18 protein-coding genes are annotated in these 18,010 nt (G+C 58.8%); 11 read left to right on the top strand and 7 right to left on the bottom strand.

The genetic code is table 11. The annotated features are described in order from the left end of the window. Positions 1-103 precede the first annotated feature (103 nt). Positions 104-790, bottom strand: coding sequence for a DUF2987 domain-containing protein (locus ACB042_RS04025; RefSeq protein WP_371177856.1), 687 nt, complete (start codon positions 788-790; stop codon positions 104-106). Positions 791-806: 16 nt separating this feature from the next. Next, a complete protein-coding gene (locus tag ACB042_RS04020) occupies positions 807-1,544 on the bottom strand; it encodes a hypothetical protein (RefSeq protein WP_181363584.1) in 738 nt (245 codons plus the stop codon). Between the two features lie 201 nt (positions 1,545-1,745). Here ACB042_RS04020 and potA point away from each other — a divergent pair, with 201 nt between their 5' ends. The 4 genes from potA (at position 1,746) to ACB042_RS04000 (ending at position 5,639) form a co-directional block, all read left to right on the top strand. After that, a complete protein-coding gene (potA, locus tag ACB042_RS04015) occupies positions 1,746-2,849 on the top strand; it encodes a spermidine/putrescine ABC transporter ATP-binding protein PotA (RefSeq protein WP_371177855.1) in 1,104 nt (367 codons plus the stop codon). Further along, on the top strand, positions 2,836-3,723 hold the full coding sequence (gene potB, locus ACB042_RS04010) for a spermidine/putrescine ABC transporter permease PotB (RefSeq protein WP_371177854.1): 888 nt from the start codon (positions 2,836-2,838) through the stop codon (positions 3,721-3,723). Before potA ends, potB begins: the two co-directional genes overlap by 14 nt. Beyond that, positions 3,720-4,490, top strand: coding sequence for a spermidine/putrescine ABC transporter permease PotC (gene potC / locus ACB042_RS04005; protein WP_005336644.1), 771 nt, complete (start codon positions 3,720-3,722; stop codon positions 4,488-4,490). Before potB ends, potC begins: the two co-directional genes overlap by 4 nt. An 81-nt stretch (positions 4,491-4,571) precedes the next feature. Next, complete coding sequence (locus ACB042_RS04000; RefSeq protein WP_005345409.1) at positions 4,572-5,639, top strand: extracellular solute-binding protein; 1,068 nt, start codon at positions 4,572-4,574, stop codon at positions 5,637-5,639. A 395-nt stretch (positions 5,640-6,034) separates the two neighbouring features. On the opposite strand, the gene ACB042_RS03995 is transcribed toward ACB042_RS04000, so the two are convergent. Then, positions 6,035-6,826, bottom strand: a complete 792-nt coding sequence (locus ACB042_RS03995; RefSeq protein WP_371177853.1) for a hypothetical protein — start codon at positions 6,824-6,826, stop codon at positions 6,035-6,037. A gap of 654 nt (positions 6,827-7,480) precedes the next feature. Here ACB042_RS03995 and ACB042_RS03990 point away from each other — a divergent pair. From ACB042_RS03990 to ACB042_RS03960, 7 genes are all read left to right on the top strand, one after another. Continuing rightward, the gene (locus tag ACB042_RS03990; RefSeq protein WP_040065580.1) at positions 7,481-8,098 is read left to right on the top strand and encodes a glutathione S-transferase family protein; all 618 of its coding nucleotides are present in this window, start codon (positions 7,481-7,483) and stop codon (positions 8,096-8,098) included. 233 nt (positions 8,099-8,331) lie between these two features. Next, on the top strand, positions 8,332-8,751 hold the full coding sequence (rbsD, locus tag ACB042_RS03985; protein ID WP_042011449.1) for a D-ribose pyranase: 420 nt from the start codon (positions 8,332-8,334) through the stop codon (positions 8,749-8,751). A gap of 36 nt (positions 8,752-8,787) precedes the next feature. After that, on the top strand, positions 8,788-10,317 hold the full coding sequence (rbsA, locus tag ACB042_RS03980; RefSeq protein WP_371177852.1) for a ribose ABC transporter ATP-binding protein RbsA: 1,530 nt from the start codon (positions 8,788-8,790) through the stop codon (positions 10,315-10,317). Beyond that, entirely contained in the window at positions 10,314-11,282 is a 969-nt protein-coding gene (gene rbsC, locus ACB042_RS03975) for a ribose ABC transporter permease (RefSeq protein WP_371177851.1), read from the top strand. The genes rbsA and rbsC overlap by 4 nt, the downstream gene beginning before the upstream one ends. Before the next feature lie 30 nt (positions 11,283-11,312). Beyond that, positions 11,313-12,188, top strand: a complete 876-nt coding sequence (gene rbsB, locus ACB042_RS03970; RefSeq protein ID WP_005360585.1) for a ribose ABC transporter substrate-binding protein RbsB — start codon at positions 11,313-11,315, stop codon at positions 12,186-12,188. Between the two features lie 108 nt (positions 12,189-12,296). Continuing rightward, positions 12,297-13,229, top strand: a complete 933-nt coding sequence (gene rbsK, locus ACB042_RS03965; protein WP_144713129.1) for a ribokinase — start codon at positions 12,297-12,299, stop codon at positions 13,227-13,229. Beyond that, the gene (locus tag ACB042_RS03960; RefSeq protein ID WP_371177850.1) at positions 13,229-14,233 is read left to right on the top strand and encodes a substrate-binding domain-containing protein; all 1,005 of its coding nucleotides are present in this window, start codon (positions 13,229-13,231) and stop codon (positions 14,231-14,233) included. Before rbsK ends, ACB042_RS03960 begins: the two co-directional genes overlap by 1 nt. Positions 14,234-14,316: 83 nt before the next feature. On the opposite strand, the gene ACB042_RS03955 is transcribed toward ACB042_RS03960, so the two are convergent. The 4 genes from ACB042_RS03955 to ACB042_RS03940 all read right to left on the bottom strand — a co-directional run bounded on the left by ACB042_RS03955 (position 14,317) and on the right by ACB042_RS03940 (position 18,009). Then, positions 14,317-15,966 carry a diguanylate cyclase domain-containing protein gene (locus ACB042_RS03955; RefSeq protein WP_371177849.1) on the bottom strand — a complete coding sequence of 550 codons (1,650 nt, stop codon included), beginning with the start codon at positions 15,964-15,966 and terminating at the stop codon, positions 14,317-14,319. Beyond that, positions 15,966-16,442, bottom strand: coding sequence for a hypothetical protein (locus tag ACB042_RS03950; protein WP_371177848.1), 477 nt, complete (start codon positions 16,440-16,442; stop codon positions 15,966-15,968). Before ACB042_RS03950 ends, ACB042_RS03955 begins: the two co-directional genes overlap by 1 nt. Positions 16,443-16,533: 91 nt before the next feature. Then, on the bottom strand, positions 16,534-17,307 hold the full coding sequence (gene cobB / locus ACB042_RS03945; RefSeq protein WP_371177847.1) for a Sir2 family NAD+-dependent deacetylase: 774 nt from the start codon (positions 17,305-17,307) through the stop codon (positions 16,534-16,536). A 60-nt stretch (positions 17,308-17,367) separates the two neighbouring features. Next, complete coding sequence (locus ACB042_RS03940; RefSeq protein WP_371177846.1) at positions 17,368-18,009, bottom strand: GNAT family N-acetyltransferase; 642 nt, start codon at positions 18,007-18,009, stop codon at positions 17,368-17,370. Position 18,010 lies beyond the last annotated feature (1 nt).

The raw sequence follows: 18,010 nt of genomic DNA, 5'->3' as shown, positions 1-18,010 counted from the left end.
GCCGTGCTCACAGGGCAAACGCCACACAATAAAAAAGGAGCGATAATCGCTCCTTTTTTGCTTTCTTTATCTGCCTGTTACCAACGTGACAACACCATCGGTATCAGCCTTTGTGCAACCAGGGGGTCAGTCGCAGCACGTCACCCTGCAGGCGCAGTTGCCCGGTCGCGAACGCAGCCAGTTGCTTATTGCTCAGCAGCAGGTGGCCTTCCTGCCAGGGCAGTGCTTCCTGACGGGCACCATCAATCAGATAAGCTGTTCCGCTCTGCTGCACCAGGGTAATGCGTACCCCTTCCATCTTCGGCAGGAAGTGCTTGCCGACCATGCCCGCCATCTTGTCGAGCAGCGACTGCATCTGCTGCTGACGGGCCGCCAGCTCGGCCAGCGGCAGCTCGGGTCCGTTTGGCGCATCGGCCATCACCTGTACCGTCATATCGCATGTGGCGTGCTCTTCTTTCAGGCCGACGGTCACGATCCCCTTGTCGAGGTTGAGATCCTCATCAAAAGGCAGGCGCAATTCGCTATCGATTGTTACCTCGCCCGCAACCTCCTTGCTGTCGGTTGCAACCCGGGCAAAGGTGAGGCCACAGCGCTGACCATTTTGCGGATCGGTCAGATAAAACCCCAGTCTGGCGTGACCAAACTCCCCTTTGGCAAAGGTCTTCATCTGGCTGTAGAAGGTGCTGTATTGCAGATCCAGCACCGGCTCAGCCAGCGCCAGCCCTGGCAGCAAGAGCGTGGCCAGCAGACTCTGGCGCAAAACCTTGGTCACTCCATATCGATGGGTCATTCAACGTCCTTTTGCATCATGCATTGAAATGGTTGGGGCCTTCTGTCACCTCGTTAACCTCTACCCCCACCCCGCAGAGATCCCGATAGAGGATCCCCTTGCAGTTGAAATAGAGCGGTGCCACCCAGATAAGCCCCAACCCCATGGGGATCAGAGCCAGGAAGAAGAGCGCGGTCATCACGCCGTGGAACAGCACAATGCTGGGCCAGCCGCGCGCAAAGAGCTTGAGAGAGACCAGAATGGCCTGGGGCGGTGTCAGGCCACGCTCCAGCACCAGAGGTACGGTAAAGAGCAGCCCCATGCCGATCAGGGCCGAGGGAATGAAAGAGAGCACGGCGGGCAATCCCAGCAGATCGAATAGCGGGCCAAACAGGCTGGTGAGCAGACTGCCAAGCAGGCTCAACATGCCAAGACGCACAAAGTGGCGGAAGAAGTCGAACACCTGGTTGGCACGGGCACGCACCCCGACCGACTGTTGCAACCCCAGCATATCGAGGGAGCTGGTCATGGGGGCCATCACCACCGTCATCAGCAGGCTCAGCACCATGGCCACATTCATCTGGTTGTCATCCCCCAGATAGGGCAACAGCAGCACATTGCTAAGCAGGATCCAGATCGCCGTCACCCCGACAATCGCCAGCAGCAGGCCAAATCCGGTACGGCGGGTCTGTTGCCATCCCTCCTGGATGACCCCTTTCAGATCAAGGCGGTAGCCCTGGTTCAGAGACTGCTCAAGGGAGCCGCCAATACGCATTTTATTACTCAATTGACTATCCAATATCGAAAACGACCAAATCAGGTGGCACATTATAGCGATTTGGTCCGCTATTCGTAGCCGTTTTTCCTGCGCACTTGCGGCTAATTCGGGCCAAAAAGCCTTTAATTTCATGTGTCGGCTGCATAGAATGCGGCCCTCTTTCAACACGATGGCCACTGGCTGGGGTGAGACTGGCGGATGATGAACAATCCACAGGTAATTGTCGCGCTGAACAAGATCAGCAAAAAATACGATGGCAAGGTGATCCTGAGTGACCTTGACCTTGAAATCTATGACGGTGAATTTCTTACCCTGCTGGGCCCTTCCGGCTGTGGCAAGACCACCCTGCTGCGCCTGCTGGCCGGGCTCGAATCGGTCGATGGTGGCACCATCCATCTGGCCGGTGACGAGATCACCCATATCCCCGCCGAACACAGGCACATCAACACCGTGTTCCAGAGCTATGCGCTCTTCCCCCATATGACGGTGTTTGAAAACGTCGCCTTTGGCCTCGAGATGCAGAAAGTACCTGCCAGCGAGATCCGCCAGCGGGTCGAGGAGACCCTCGCCATGGTGCAGCTCACCGAGCTGGCCAACCGCCGCCCGGATCAACTCTCCGGCGGGCAGCAGCAACGGGTCGCCATTGCCCGCGCCGTGGTCAACAAGCCCCGCCTGCTGCTGCTCGACGAATCCCTCTCGGCGCTTGACTACAAGCTGCGCAAGGAGATGCAGAGCGAGCTCAAGGCGCTGCAGCGTCGCCTTGGTATCACCTTTGTCTTCGTCACCCATGATCAGGAAGAGGCGCTCACCATGTCTGATCGCATCCTGGTGATGGAGGGGGGCAAGATCATCCAGCGCGGCACCCCGCGCGATATCTACGAATCGCCAGCAAACCTGTTCGTGGCCCGCTTTATCGGCGAGATCAACGTGATGGATGGCAAGCTGATCAGCCAGCGCGAACCCGGTATCTGGCAGTCCGAGGTAGAGGGGCGCGAATGCCTGCTCCATACCGCCTTGCCGTTCCAGCCAGACGAGAAGGTACTGGTGCTGCTGCGCCCGGAAGATCTGCGCATTCTCGATCAGGATGACGATCAGAGTGGTGCGCTGCGGGGCAATATCCGCGAGCGCAACTACAAGGGGGCGACGCTGGATTCGGTGATTGAACTCGAAAGTGGCAAACAGCTGCTTATCTCCGAGTTCTTCGACGAGGATGACCCCGATTTTGACTACCGTCTGGGTCAGGAGGTGGCGATCCACTGGGTCGACAGCTGGGAGGTGGTGCTGCCCTATGAGCCTCACTAATCTGCGGGTAGCGCGCAGCTTTGCCCACAACGGCTTTCGCAACACGGCCATCGCGCTGATCCTGGGCTGGCTGACGCTGTTTGTCTTTCTGCCCAACCTGATGATCATCTGCGTCAGCTTCCTGACCCGTGACGAGTCCGAGCTTATCGCGCCGCTCTTTACCCTGAGCAACTATGGCCGCCTGCTGGACCCCCTCTATTTCGAGGTGCTGCTCCACTCCCTCTGGCTGGCGCTGCTCGCCACCACTATCTGCTTGCTGGTGGGCTACCCCTTTGCCTGGCTGCTGGCTCATCTGCCAGCGCGTATCCGCCCGCTGCTGCTGTTTCTGGTGGTGGTGCCGTTCTGGACCAACTCTCTGATCCGCACCTATGCGCTGAAAGTGCTGCTCGGCACCCGGGGACTGATCAATGGCTGGCTGCTGGATCTGGGGCTTATCGAGCGGCCGCTGCAGATGATGTATACCGAGGTGGCCGTCATCATCGGGCTGGTCTATGTACTGCTCCCCTTTATGGTGCTGCCGCTCTACTCCAGCATCGAGAAGCTGGATGGCCGTTTGCTGGAGGCAGCGCGGGATCTCGGCGCCAACGGCTGGCAGCGGCTGGTGCGGATCATTTTGCCCCTCACCCTGCCCGGCATCATCGCCGGTTGTCTGCTGGTGTTCCTGCCCGCCATGGGGATGTTCTACGTCTCCGACTTGCTGGGGGGCGCCAAGCACCTGCTGATCGGCAACCTGATCAAGACCCAGTTCCTCAACAGCCGTGACTGGCCCTTCGGCGCCGCCATCAGCGTGATGCTGACGGTGCTGATGGCACTGTTGGTCTACTGCTACTGGCGGGCGGGCAAACTGCTCAGCAAGAAGGGGGAGCTGGCATGATGCGCGCACTGAAGGCTCTGTTCCTGCTGCTGGTGTTTGGCTATCTCTATGTACCCATCGGAGTGCTGATCGCCAACTCCTTCAACCTGTCGAAATATGGCATCGACTGGCGCGGCTTTACCCTGGGCTGGTATGAGAAGCTGTTTGCCAGCGCCAGCCTGATGCAGGCGGCCCAGCACTCCCTGACCATCGCCGCCCTCACCGCCACCGCAGCCACCCTGATCGGCACCCTCACCGCCGTGGCGCTGTTTCGCTATCGCTTTCGCGGCAAGCAGTACGTGAGCGGCATGCTGTTCGTGGTGATGATGTCCCCCGATATCGTGATGGCCATCTCCCTGCTGACCCTGTTTGTAGTGACCGGCATTGCGCTCGGCTTCTGGTCGCTACTGATTGCCCACATCACCTTCTGCCTGCCGTTCGTGGTGATCACCGTCTACTCGCGGCTGTGTGGCTTCGATGTGCGGATGCTGGAAGCCGCGCGGGATCTGGGGGCTGGCGAGTGGATCATCCTGCGCCGCATCATACTGCCGCTGGCCCTGCCGGCGGTGATGGCGGGCTGGCTGCTCTCCTTTACCCTGTCGCTGGACGACGTGGTGGTGAGCTCCTTTGTGACCGGCCCGGCCTACGAGATCCTGCCGCTCAAGATCTACTCCATGGTCAAGGTGGGGGTCTCCCCCGAGGTCAACGCCCTGGCCACCCTGATGCTGGTCGCCTCCCTCGGGATGGTGCTGCTGGCGCAACTGTTACTGCGTAAACGGCAGGGTTGACCCTGCCCGTTTCGTCCCCGCCATCTTTGGCGAACTCTGTCACGGTGGGCCGCAAGGCCCCATAACCCCAAGGAGTTGTTGATGACAATCCAACACAAGGCCGGCGCCCTGCTGGCAGCCGCCCTCACCCTCACCACCCCGCTGCTGAGCCAGAGCGCTCACGCGGCCGACGACAAGGTGGTCTACTTCTACAACTGGTCGGAATATGTGCCGGACGGCCTGCTGGAGCAGTTCCAGCAAGAGACCGGCATCAAGGTGATCTACTCCACCTACGAATCCAACGAGACCCTCTACGCCAAGCTGAAAACCCATGGCGACGGCTATGACGTGGTGGTGCCCAGCACCTATTTCATCTCGAAAATGGCCAAAGAGGGGATGCTGCAGCCGCTGGATCGCGCCCAGTTGCCCAACTTCAAGCACCTCGACCCTACCCTGCTCAACCACGAGTACGACCCGGACAACCGCTACTCCATCCCCTATATCTGGGGCGCAACCGGCATCGGCACCAACACCGACATCATCGAGCAGCCGGTGACCAGCTGGAAGCAACTCTGGGCACCGGAGTGGAAAGAGAGCCTGCTGCTGATGGACGATGCCCGCGAGGTGTTCCATATCGCGCTGGTGCAGCTGGGCTACAGCCCCAACACCCAGGACAAGGCGCAAATCGCCGAAGCGTTCGAATACCTGAAAAAGCTGATGCCCAACGTCAAGGCGTTCAACTCCGACAACCCGGCCGACCCCTTTATCGCCGGTGAGGTCAATATCGGCATGCTGTGGAACGGCTCGGCCTACGGCGCCCAGCGCGAATATCCCTCCATACAGATGACCTACCCCGAAGAAGGCGCCGTGCTCTGGATGGACAACCTCGCCATCCCGGCCAAGGCCAAGCATGTGAAAGAGGCCCACGCCCTGATCAACTTCCTGATGCGCCCCGATGTGGCCGCCAAGGTGGCCGAGGCGATTGGCTACCCCACGCCGGTCAAGGATGCCATTCCCCTGCTCACCCCGGCGTTTCGCAATAACCCCATGGTCTTCCCGAGCGACGAGATCAAGCGCAAGGGCGAGTTCCAGTCCGATGTAGGGGATGCCTCCCGCCTCTACGAGCAGTACTTCCTGCAGCTTAAAGCCATGGTGGCCAAGGCCGGTTAAGTCGGCGGTTAATCGACCCTCTGACGGGCTTAATGGATAAAGGGGGCAATATTTGCCCCCTTCTCTTTTTAACCACCAGCGCAATTTTTAAGCACAACAGTCATAGACACTGAGAGGCACAGGCGCGCATCGATTAACAGCAAAATATATAGATAGTCATCTTTAAGCCAGACAGACCACAATTTTTGTAAGTGCTCCACTGCAGCCGGCTTCAGAGCAAATTTGTAGGGAAATATGAGGGGGGGGCGATGTATTTCTCCATTTAGAAGGGAGGAACTCATAGCGACCCCACTGTGGAGATATAGGCAAAACGGATGTGTTTATGGGGAATAACTGTGCAATTTTATCGAAACAGCTAACGTCCGATTACGATTTGCTAATCTAACTAACAGTCTTTATACCCCCTTTTCATAGGACAAATTATTATTTAGTGGATCGCCATATGCACTCTCTAAAACAGTATTTTGTTCAGCGCTTGACATTTTGTCCTCCATAACGAATTTAAAATTAACTATCGATGGTAGCGGTTTATTATGAACTTTATAGTTACGTCTATATGTGTTTACTTCTCTTTGATTCAGTCGCTTACAAACAACACCACCTTTTAATTTGTTAAGACCAACATCTGGTCGGCATGAAATATTTACACTCCCCAGTTTTAACTCACTCCAATTGCTGTATGCTGAAGATAAAAAATACCCTTGACGATTATGTTGATCTGAAGGGTTAGCTTTCAAATTAGCCTCCAACTCGGAACCTGCCTTCACTATAAAATAGCCAACAGAATCTAACACCCAATTACATCGGTCAGGCAATAAATAGTCTTTTGACACTTTTACACTGAATCTGTTTGATTGATATTTCTTAATGGGGTTATCTATTTGCCATCCCCTGAGTCTAGTATTTGCAGGTATAACACCGAACGCATAAAAAGTTTTGCTGCAAGTAGAGTCAGTTTTATTAGATGCAATGAAAGTACTATGAACAGCTAATTGATAGCCCTTATCAAAAGGAAACTCGCCCTGAATAGTAAACAATTCTGTTGGGGTGGGATTAATCTCTGGCTCAATATAGGGCTCTTTAAGCCACCAGTACCACCCTCCGCCTATCACGGCCAAAGCTACAAAACCCGATATCAGTTTGGTTTTATTTTTGATATTGCTTGAGTTTCCCTTTTCATCATCCATTGATCACCTCTTTATTTTCCTTAACCTACTTCCTACCTTTCCTTAAGACTCTCAATTTCGCTGAGTTTCACTCCCCTTCTCTTAGTAAACAACATGGCTACTGCATATATATTTCCAACTACCTACATGCTGTTTTATAACCGGATTAAAGCATGATAAAACATTACAGCCACCATGAAAGCCGTGGAAAGTTTGTAGAAGAACATGGTATCAAACACAAACGATTGCAGTCATCAAAAAGTTATCTAAAAAGGCCGTTTTCTGTTTGATGATCTAAATGAAGATCAGTCTTGTTAGATAGGATTCATTGTAACGACCCAAAAATTAGAATATCTGATGACGATCATATCGTGCAAGAGCGGGAGAACAACCAAGGACGCTATTGTGCCCCAGTCCTTTCAGTACCAACCGCCCATCCTCAGGTATCAACTATCCCATCAAGTTCAACACCATCTGATTTGCGCCCTTAGCCGAGGAATTTATGAAATGGGCAAACAAACCGATTAATTCTGCGCTTTTTCATCACCTCTAAGGGGTGTAGATTGGTTGAGGGGGCAAACGTTGCCCCCTCTCTTTTTTCATGACCCCTCGAGGTATCACGAAAACACATTTTTCGCCGATATCGCGGGTGGCCTGAGCCAATCAGGAGTATTCATGTCCGATCTGACCCTCTATTTCGCTCCCGGCACCTGTGCCATGGCCGTGCAGATTGCCCTGCTGGAAGCGAATGCCCCGTTCCAACCCCGTCTCGTCAACCTCGCCGCAGGGGAGCAGCGTGATCCTTCGTATCTTGCCATCAACCCCAAAGGGCGGGTGCCTGCCCTTGTCACCGAGCAGGGCATCCTGACCGAGACCCCGGCCCTGCTGCTCTATGTGGCGCAGCGCTTCCCCAATGCCAAGCTGGCGCCGCTGGACAACCCGTTCCTGCTGGCCCGCATGCAGGAGGTCAACAGTTTCCTCGCCTCCACAGTGCATGTCTCCCACGCCCACGGTCGCCGTGGCAGCCGCTGGGCCGATGACGAGCAGGCCATTGCCGCCATGCAGCAGAAAGTCGCCAGCAATATGCGCGATGGCTTTGCCCAGATTGAGCAGCACTATCTGGCCGGTCCCTGGGTACTGGGCGAGCAGTTCAGCGTGGCGGACATCTATCTGTTCGTGGTCGCGGGCTGGCTGAAAAGCGATGGGGTCGAGATCAGTGAATTCCCCAAGGTTGCCGACCATTATCAGCGCATGCTGAGCCGTCCGGCGGTCGCCAAGGCACTGGCCAACTAACCATAAAATCAATAGCTCGATAAATAACAAGGGTGTAAGGGCTCTGCTGACACCCTTCCTGCCTCCTCCCCTGCACTTCTTCTCCCGCCTTTGAGATCGTTTTCACATTTCCATGGTTTTGCCGTGGCCCTTCCTTAGTAAAAAGCCTATCTTTGCGCCATGACGCAACCGGTTGCGTAACCGGTTGCCTAACGGTTCACAGATTGACGGGCCAAGGCCTGATGAGGTGCTGTATGAAACGAGGCGTACTGCTCAATGCTCCCCTGAGTGCTCTGGTGGCACAGATGGGCCACACCGACGAGATCACCGTCTGCGATGCTGGCTTGCCCATTGCGGCAGGTCCGGAGCGGATCGATCTGGCGCTGATGGCGGGCACCCCCAGCCTTGAAACCGTGCTGACCGCCCTGCTCACCGATCTGGTGGTGGAGAAAGCGATCATGGCAAGCGAGATCAAGCAGATCAGCCCCGCCGCCCATCAGGCGCTGGTCGATCAGCTTGAGGCCCACGCAGCCGCCCAGGGCAAGCCCATCGCCATCGAATACTGCCTGCACGAGGAGTTCAAAACCCGCTCCCGCCAGAGCAAAGCCATCGTGCGCAGCGGCGAGGTGACTCCCTACGCCAACCTGATCCTCTGCGCCGGTGTGGCGTTCTGACATTCTTCAAAGAAGGCCTCTTCAAGGAAGCTGCAAATGAGCACAACCTCCCCCCTCTCACCCATTCTGGAGCTGACCGGGATCGTCAAGACCTTCCCCGGTGTGCGCGCCCTCGACGAAGCGGGTCTGCGGGTCTATCCGGGCCAGGTGATGGCCCTGCTCGGTGAAAATGGCGCCGGCAAATCCACCCTGATGAAGGTGCTGACCGGTATCTATCAGGCCGATGCGGGCAGCGTCAGTTACCGCGGTCAGTCGGTCCACTTCAAGGGCCCCCGCGACTCTCAGGATCAGGGGATCAGCATCATCCATCAGGAGCTGAACCTGCTGCCGGAGTTGTCGATTGCCGCCAACATCTTCCTCGGTCGCGAACCCCGTACCCGTTTTGGCAGCATCGACCACAAACAGCTGCGCGAGCGGGCAAGTGGCCTGCTGGCGCGACTTGGTGTCAAGCATGGGCCGGATACCCGACTCGGGGATCTCTCCATCGGCGAACAGCAGATGGTGGAGATCGCCAAGGCGCTGTCGTTCGATGCCAGCGTCATCATCATGGACGAGCCGACCGATGCGTTGACCGATACCGAGACCGAGCAGCTGTTCAAGGTTATCCGCGAGCTGCGCGAACAAGGTTGCGGCATCGTCTATATCTCTCACCGCCTCAAAGAGATCTTCGAGATCTGCGATCGGGTCACTGTGCTGCGCGATGGCAAGTGGATCGGCGAGAAGGCGGTGAGCGATCTGGATGAAGACAAGATCATCGAGATGATGGTGGGTCGCCGGCTGGAAGAGCAGTATCCGCGTCTTGAGCGCGAGCTCGGCCCCGTCAACCTGCAGGTGAAAGATCTGGCCGGTCCCGGCGTGCGTGGGGTGAGCTTCTCCCTGCGTCAGGGGGAAATTCTGGGCTTTAGCGGCCTGATGGGCTCCGGCCGCACCGAGCTGATGAAGCTTATCTACGGCGCCAGCCCCATCAGCACCGGTGAAGTGCAAGTTGACGGTCATACTCTGGTGCCCAAAAGCCCGGCAGATGGTCTGGCCGCAGGCATCGCCTATATCTCCGAAGATCGCAAGGGGGATGGGCTGGTGCTGGAACTCTCGGTGCGGGAGAACATGAGTCTGTGCGCCCTCGACGAGTTCATCAGCAACGGCAAGATTGACGGCAAGGCCGAACGGCAGGCGGTGAGCGACTATGTGCGCCTGTTCAACATCAAGACCCCGAGTCAGGATCAGCTGATCAAACTGCTCTCCGGCGGCAACCAGCAGAAGGTGGCCATCGCCAAGGGACTGCTGACCCGGCCCAAGGTACTGATCCTCGACGAGCCGACCCGCGGCGTCGACGTGGGGGCGAAAAAGGAAATTTATCAGCTGATCAACCAGTTCAAGAAGGAGGGGATGAGCATCATTCTGGTCTCCTCAGAGATGCCGGAAGTGCTCGGCATGAGTGATCGCATCATGGTGATGCACGAAGGGCGCATCAGCGCAGAGTTCGACACCCGCGATGCCAATCAGGAGAAGCTGATGGCGGCGGCAGTCGGTAAACAGTGGCAAGCAGAGCAAGAGGCATCCCAATGACAACCCAAACCCTTTCCCGCCGTGGCGTTATGAGCAAGGCGTGGTGGATCGAGAACAAATCCCTGGTCGCGCTGCTGGTCCTGATTGGTGTGGTCTCCTTTCTGAGCCCCAACTTCTTCACCGCCGACAACCTGCTCAACATCCTGCGCCAGACCTCGGTCAACGCCATCATGGCGGTCGGTATGACGCTGGTTATCCTTACCGCCGGTATCGATCTGTCGGTCGGCTCGGTACTGGCCCTGTGCGGCGCGCTGGCCGCCACCATGGTCGCCATGGAGCTGCCGATCTGGCTGGTGGTGCCCCTCACTCTGGGTGCCGGTGCCCTGCTGGGCGGCGTCAGCGGCCTCATCATTGCCAAGGGCAAGGTGCAGGCATTTATCGCCACCCTGGTCACCATGACCGCCCTGCGCGGTATCACCATGGTCTATACCGAGGGTCGTCCCATCTCCACCGGTTTCAGTGATGGCGCCGACCACTTCGCCTGGCTCGGTACCGGTTACCTGTTCGGTCTGCCGGTGCCCATCTGGCTGATGGCCATCGTCTTCCTGCTCGCCTGGTTCATGCTCAACCACACCCGTCTCGGTCGCTACATCTACGCGCTGGGTGGCAACGAATCGGCAACCCGCCTCTCCGGTATCAATGTGGATCGGGTGAAGCTGGCGGTGTATGGTCTGTGCGGCGCGCTCTCGGCACTGGCAGGGCTTATCGTTACCTCTCGTCTCTCCTCTGCCCAGCCGACGGCGGGCATGGGTTACGAGCTTGATGCCATCGCCGCTGTGGTGCTGGGTGGTACCAGCCTGATGGGCGGCAAGGGTCGCATCATGGGGACCCTGATCGGTGCCTTGATCATCGGCTTCCTGAATAACGCCCTCAACCTGCTCGATGTCAGCTCCTATTACCAGATGATCGCCAAGGCCAGCGTGATCTTGCTTGCCATGATGATCGATAACAAAAGCAATCGTTGATAAGAAAAGCCACACACAAGGAATGAAATGATGAAAAAGCTCAATACCCTGCTCGCTGCCGCCATCATGTCCGTGCTGGGCACTGCCCAGGCCGCCGATCAAACCCTGGCCATGGTGGTCTCCACCCTCAACAACCCCTTCTTCGTCACCATGAAAGAGGGGGCCGAAGCAAAAGCCAAAGAGCTTGGCTACGAGCTGGTGGTACTGGATTCCCAGAATGACCCGGCCAAAGAGCTCTCCAACATGGAAGATCTCACCGTACGCAAGGTCGGCGCCATCCTGATCAACCCCACCGACTCCGAAGCGGTCGGCAACGCCATTCGTCTGGCCAACCGCGCCAGCATTCCGGTGCTGACCCTGGACCGTGGTGCTGCGCAGGGTGAGGTCAAGGCCCACATCGCCTCCGACAACGTGGCAGGCGGCAAGCTGGCCGGTGACTTCATCACCGAGAAACTGGGCACAGGTGCCAAGGTGATCCAGCTGGAAGGGATTGCCGGTACCTCCGCCGCCCGTGACCGTGGCGAAGGTTTTGCCCTGGCCGTGGCGGCCAACAAGCTGCAGGTGCTGGCTTCCCAGCCTGCCGACTTTGACCGCACCAAGGGTCTGAACGTTATGGAAAACCTGCTGGCGGCCCATCCGACCGTACAGGCCGTGTTCGCCCAGAACGACGAGATGGCGCTGGGTGCCATCCGTGCGGTGCAGGCTGCCGGTAAAGAGGTGATGATCGTCGGTTTCGACGGCACTGACGATGGCAAAGCCGCCGTTGCCAAGGGTAAACTGGCCGCCACCGTGGCCCAGCAGCCCGCGCTGATCGGTGCCATCGGCGTCGAGACTGCCGACAAGGTGCTTAAAGGCCAGCCGGTCGAGAAATCCATTCCGGTACCGCTGCAAGTGGTCAGCAAGTAAGTTTTTGAGGGGAGGTTCGCCTCCCCTTTTCCCTCTCGTTCAGGTGCCTCCCGGCTTGGGCTCACTCAATCACAGTGTTCAAGCCAAGATGCATCAGGAGTAGTCAACATGAATCGTCTCGTCGTTCTGGGCAGTGTCAATGCAGACCACGTGCTGCGCGTTCCCCACTTTCCTCGCCCGGGTGAAACCCTGACCGGTCACAGCTATCAGGTGGTACCGGGTGGCAAGGGGGCTAATCAGGCAGTCGCTGCCGCCCGCCTTGGCGCCCCCGTCTCCTTTATCGCCCGCATCGGTGATGACGCCATCGGCCACCAGATGAAGAGTGGCTTTGCCAAAGATGGCATCGACGTGAGCGCCGTCGAACTCGATCCCAAGCTCCCGACCGGTATTGCCATCATCTATGTGAGCGATGAGGGGGAGAACAGTATCGGTATCTCCGCCGAAGCCAACGGGGCCATCACTCCGGCTGTGGTGAAAAACCACGAAGCGATGATCGCCGGCGCCCACACCCTGCTGTTGCAACTGGAAGTGCCGCTGGAAAGCGTTCATGAAGCTGCACGCCTGGCCCGCACCCACGGCACCCGAGTGGTGCTCAACCCCGCCCCTGCCCGTCCGCTCTCAAGCGAACTGCTGGCACTGGTGGATCTTATCACCCCCAACCAGACCGAGGCCGAGCTGTTGACCGGCGTGAAAGTCACCGACGAAGCGAGTGCCCGCGAGGCGGCAGCCCGCTTCCACCAGATGGGCATTGCGGATGTGATGATCACCCTGGGGTCGCAGGGGGTCTATTGCAGCAACGCACAGCAGCAACAGCTGATCCCGGGCTTTCGGGTAAAGGCGGTGGATACCACTGCCGCAGGCGATACCTTCAACGGTGCCCTGCTGGCGGCGGAACTGGCGGGTGCCGATTTCCACAGCGCGGTGCGCTTTGCCCACGGGGCGGCGGCGCTCTCCGTCACCAGGTTCGGCGCCCAGAGCTCCATCCCGAGCAAGCAGGAGGTCGACACTTTCCTGCTTGAGCAGACTGCGCAGGGGCACTGATGGCCAATATCAAGGAGGTGGCGGCGAGGGCCCAGGTCTCTACCACCACCGTATCCCACGTCATCAACGAGACCCGCTTTGTGGCCGAGGAGACCCGCGAGCGGGTCTTCGCCGCCATGCGCGAGCTCAACTATGCCCCGAGTCTGGTGGCCCGCAGCCTCAAGGTGAAGGAGACCAACAGTATCGGCATGCTGGTCACCACCTCCAGCAACCCCTTCTTTGCCGAGGTGGTGCGCGGGGTGGAGCGTTACTGCTTCGAGCAGGGCTACAACCTGATGCTGGGCAACACCGAGGGGCAGGCAGAAACCGCTCTCTCCTACCTCAAGATGATGCTGCGCAAGCGGGTCGATGGCCTGCTGATCATGTGCAGCGAAGGCCAACAAGAGGTGTTCAACCAGCTCGACTGGCTCAAGAGCCTGCCGGTGGTGGTGATGGATTGGGGGCTGGTCAGCGAGGATGTGGATCTTATCGCCGACAACTCCTTCCACGGCGGTTATCTCGCAACCCGCCATCTGATTGAGCTGGGCCATACCGCCATCGGCTGCATCACAGGCCCCCATAGCCGCGCCCCCGCCAACCAGCGCCAAGCTGGCTTCGAGCAGGCGTTGCAGGAGGCGGGTCTCACGATCAATCAAGAGTGGATCCAGGAGGGGGATTTTGACTGCGCCAGCGGCCATCAGGCGATGACCCGTCTGCTGGCATTGCCCGAGCGTCCCACCGCCCTTTTTGTATGCAACGACATGATGGCGATGGGAGCAATCAGTGCCGCCCATCAGGCGGGGCTAGTGATCCCGCGCGACCTCTCCATCGTCGGCTACGACAATGTGGCGCTGGCTGAATTTATGTCGCCGCCACTCACCACCGTCAACCAGCCCAAAGAGGAGCTGGGGCGCCTTGCCGTCACCCGCCTGCTGGCGCGGATCAACGGCGAAACGGTGGAGAACCACCTGATTACCGTCGACCCGGATCTGGTGATCAGGCAATCCTGCGCCCCTCGCCCCTGACGTTCAGGGGCAATAAACGAACAAGGCGACCCCGAGGTCGCCTTGTGTCATTTTATCTCTGCCGTGCAATACCGCTTTTGCCCTCAGGCCAGCGACCTGGTCTCCCTGGTTGCCAGCACTTGCAGTGGCACCAGCCCCAATCGTCTGGCCAGAGGTTGCAACAACTCGCCATCTTCATCACCCTGCGGCAACCAGTAGCGAACAGGCCAGCCTGCTGCCAGCTGCGCCGCGGTGGTGCTGCCAATCTCTCTGAGCGCCAGAGTGCAACCCTGCTGCCGCAATCCCGCCAGCAAGACACCATCCGGCTGCAGCGTCGGTATCAGCAACACCAGCGGCGCACGGGAAGCCTCCGGCAAATAGGCCAGTAGATGGGTCAGCTGGGCCTGGTTGTCGAGCGGGACCAGCAGTGCCTGACCATCGGCATACTGCGCCTCGTGCGTTTGCAGCACACGGGCCAACACGGGCCCAAGCACACCGCACTCCTGCAGCCAGCGCATATGGCAAGGCACTCCCTGCTCACGCCACTCAAGCGCCAATTGCCACATCTCGTTGCCCTGCCCGTCCGTCAGCTCCTGCAATGCCACTCGCAGCGGTGCAGGCTCGCGCCCCGCCAGCCACTCTCGCAGCTGATGAAGCTGCTGCTGACTCAACTGCAACTGCTGCAGCATGGCTGGCTCAAACCAGCTGATCGCCCCCTCCTGGCTACGCTTGGCCTGGTTGAGGGCCAGGATGGCCTGATCCAGCAACCGGGCGGCATCCTGTTGCTGCGCCTTGGCGACCCCGAGTCGACAGGCCAGATCGAAGCTGCACTCCCGGGTCACGAACTCGAAATGGAGCAGATCCACCAGCTCATGAATGGCGGTTTCCAGCGCATCATCCGCCTTGGTCAGCACCACGGCAAATTCGTCACCACCGAGCCGGTAAGCGTGACTGCCATGGGCCTGTTGCAGCTTGTTGGCCACCATCTGCAACAACCGATCACCGACCTGATAACCCAGCAGATCATTGACCTGCTTGAAGCGCTTGAGATCGAGCACCACCAAAGCGCTCACCTCGCCGGCATGCAGAGCGCGAGAGAGCTGCTCCTGCAGGGCACGGCGGTTGCCAAGCTGGGTCAGAGGATCGAGCAGGGCCAGCCGACGGTTCGCCAGATTGGCGCGAATGAGGGCAGCGACCAGAGCGCCACCGGTCAGCAACAGGAGCAGTTGCCAGATCTGCAGCCAGAACAGGCTGTTGCGGATCTGGCTGACCGAATGCTCCCGCTCCTGGCCGGAGAGGATCTGATCCCCTATCTGTTCGATGAGACGGGTCTGGCTGGCGATCGCCTCCTGCAAGCGGGTAAGCTCAGCCCCCTCGCGCAGCGCACCGGCCTCCATCTGGGGTTCGAGCTGCTTGATCTGCTCGAACAGGGTGGCCAGCACTTTTCCGAGCCCGTGCCGCTGGCGCATCTCGGCGGTTTCACTGCTGATGAGGAAGATGTCGAGCCGGTTCCACAGCAGATCGTAATCGAGGCTCAGGGTCTCCATCGACTGTCTGCCAGCCCGATAGAGCTGCAGGTCGTAGAGGAAACGCTGGGATTCGAGCATTACCTGGCTGATGTTCCAGTGGACATTGCGGTAGAAAGTATCGACCAGCTGCTCCTGCCGATACTGCAGATAGAGGCTGCTGCCCGACGAGAGCAGAAACAGCAGCGACACCGCAACCAACAGCAGATTTTGGCGGGATAGCCCCATCAATCGACGATCTCGATGCGGGTCACCTGCCACACCATACAGTTGTGAATGGCAGGGACGTCCAGCTTGGGATAGGTGGTGAACGGGATGAGCAGCCAGAGCGGCCCCTTGTTGCGCCGGGTCAGCGGTTTGCCGTCCTCCTGACGCACCAGGGTCAGCGGCACGCCGTCGAACAGGGCCAGATCCACCACCTGCTGATAGCCGTTGAGGGCCGAAACGGCGATCTTGCGAGCATCCGGGATCCCTTGCGCCGCCAGCATGGCTGACAGGGTCGGCCCGCGATAGTGGTGGGTGCCCTGAGTCCAGGGGGTAGTGGTGGTGAATTCGGTCTGTGGCAAGGCGGAGAGGGCCGACTCATCAAGGGTCACCTGCTGGCCATCTGGCAGTACCAGGGTCATCAGGGGGATGGAGGCCGATGCACTGGCACTGGCCAGCATCAGGAGAAAAAAAGCGATCCATTGCTTTACTGCGGTCATGGTAATTTGCGCCAACTGCGTCCCATTTTTTAAATGGTTGCCAGTGTGGCGATTTCACCGAACCATTGCAACTGTCCCGTCGCACAGTAGCTCAGGGACCGCGCATCTCCATCCAGTTGTGCCCCTCGACTTGCCTCGGTTGATGAATGCCGCACGCCTCCAGCAACTCATCGACATAGGCGGGCACCAGCAGGGATGCTGGGCCATAGCGTTTTTCGTCAAACTGGCTACCTACCTCGCTCGGTTCGAGATTGAGCTCGATGGTGTGCGCCCCGTTGAGGCCCGCCTCATGGACAAACCCGGCGGCCGGATAGACAGCGCCAGAGGTGCCGATGGAGATAAAGAGATCGCACTGGGCCAGCGCGCTGTAGATGCGATCCAGCCCGATCGGCATTTCACCAAACCAGACCACATGGGGACGCATCGGCTGGGGGAACTGGCAGCAAGAGCAGAGCTCGTCCTGATGGAGATCGCCGCGCCACTCGATCACCTGACCGGACTCGGGGCAGCGGGCCTTGAGCAGCTCCCCGTGCATATGGATAAGGTTCTTGCTGCCCGCGCTCTCATGCAGATTGTCGATGTTCTGGGTGACCAGGGTGACTGTGCCGGGCAGCAGTCGCTCGAGGCGGGCCAGCGCATAGTGGGCCGGATTGGGATGAACCTGGGGCTGTTGCAGCTGTTTGCGGCGGGAATTGTAAAAGCGCAGCACCAGTTCGGGATCCCGGGCATACCCCTCGGGGGTCGCCACATCCTCGACCTTGTGCTCTTCCCACAAACCGTCGCAGGCACGAAAAGTCTTGATGCCGGATTCGGCAGAGATCCCCGCTCCGGTCAGGATCACGATATGTTTATATGACTGCGCCATAAGCTGCTCCGTCTATCCCCGCACAATAAATGTGACCTTAGCACAGGGAAAAAAGTGTCACTATTCGCCCTTGGTCTTAAGCGGCGCCGCTGGCGGCACGGGCAACCAGGCATCCAGTACTGACAGATCCAGCCTGACAAAGACCATCTCCCGTCCGGTCACCAGGGTCAGCGGCAAGCCAAGGCGCTTGAGCAGGGTCAGCATGGGCCGGTTCTGGGCCAGCACTTCCGCCGTCCACTCCCGGATCCCGTCTGCCCTGGCCAGCAGTGCCAGCGCCAACAGAATGCGCCGCCCCGCCCCCTTGTGCTGAAAGTGATCCGCTACGATGCAAGAAAACTCCGCCCGATCGGGATGAAGGCGGCGGCGGATTGATTGCGCCTGAGCCAGCGGCTCACCAGCCAGATCGGTCAGCAACAGCGAAATCTGTTGCTCGGGATGGTAATTAAGAAATTGGGCTACCTGTTCCGGTGGCGGCGTCCGTTTCGGGCGCATAAAGCGCAGATAGATGCTCTCTTCACTCAATGCATCGTAAGCGGCCAGCATGCGGGCAGGCTCCACCCCATGCAGCTCGCGCAGCAGGCAAGGCACCCCGGAGACCTCCATAGCCAGTGGCAGCGCGGCCCGGGAAACCGGATGGGGCCAGCCCTCCAGCCCTTTGCCAAGGCGCTCCCGGTGCATGGGCCAGCAGAGGTAGCGCGGCATG

This window comes from Aeromonas sp. S13(2024), from assembly GCF_041402405.1.
Taxonomy (GTDB): Bacteria; Pseudomonadota; Gammaproteobacteria; order Enterobacterales; family Aeromonadaceae; genus Aeromonas; species Aeromonas veronii.
This window is presented reverse-complemented; position numbering and strand designations above follow the sequence as displayed.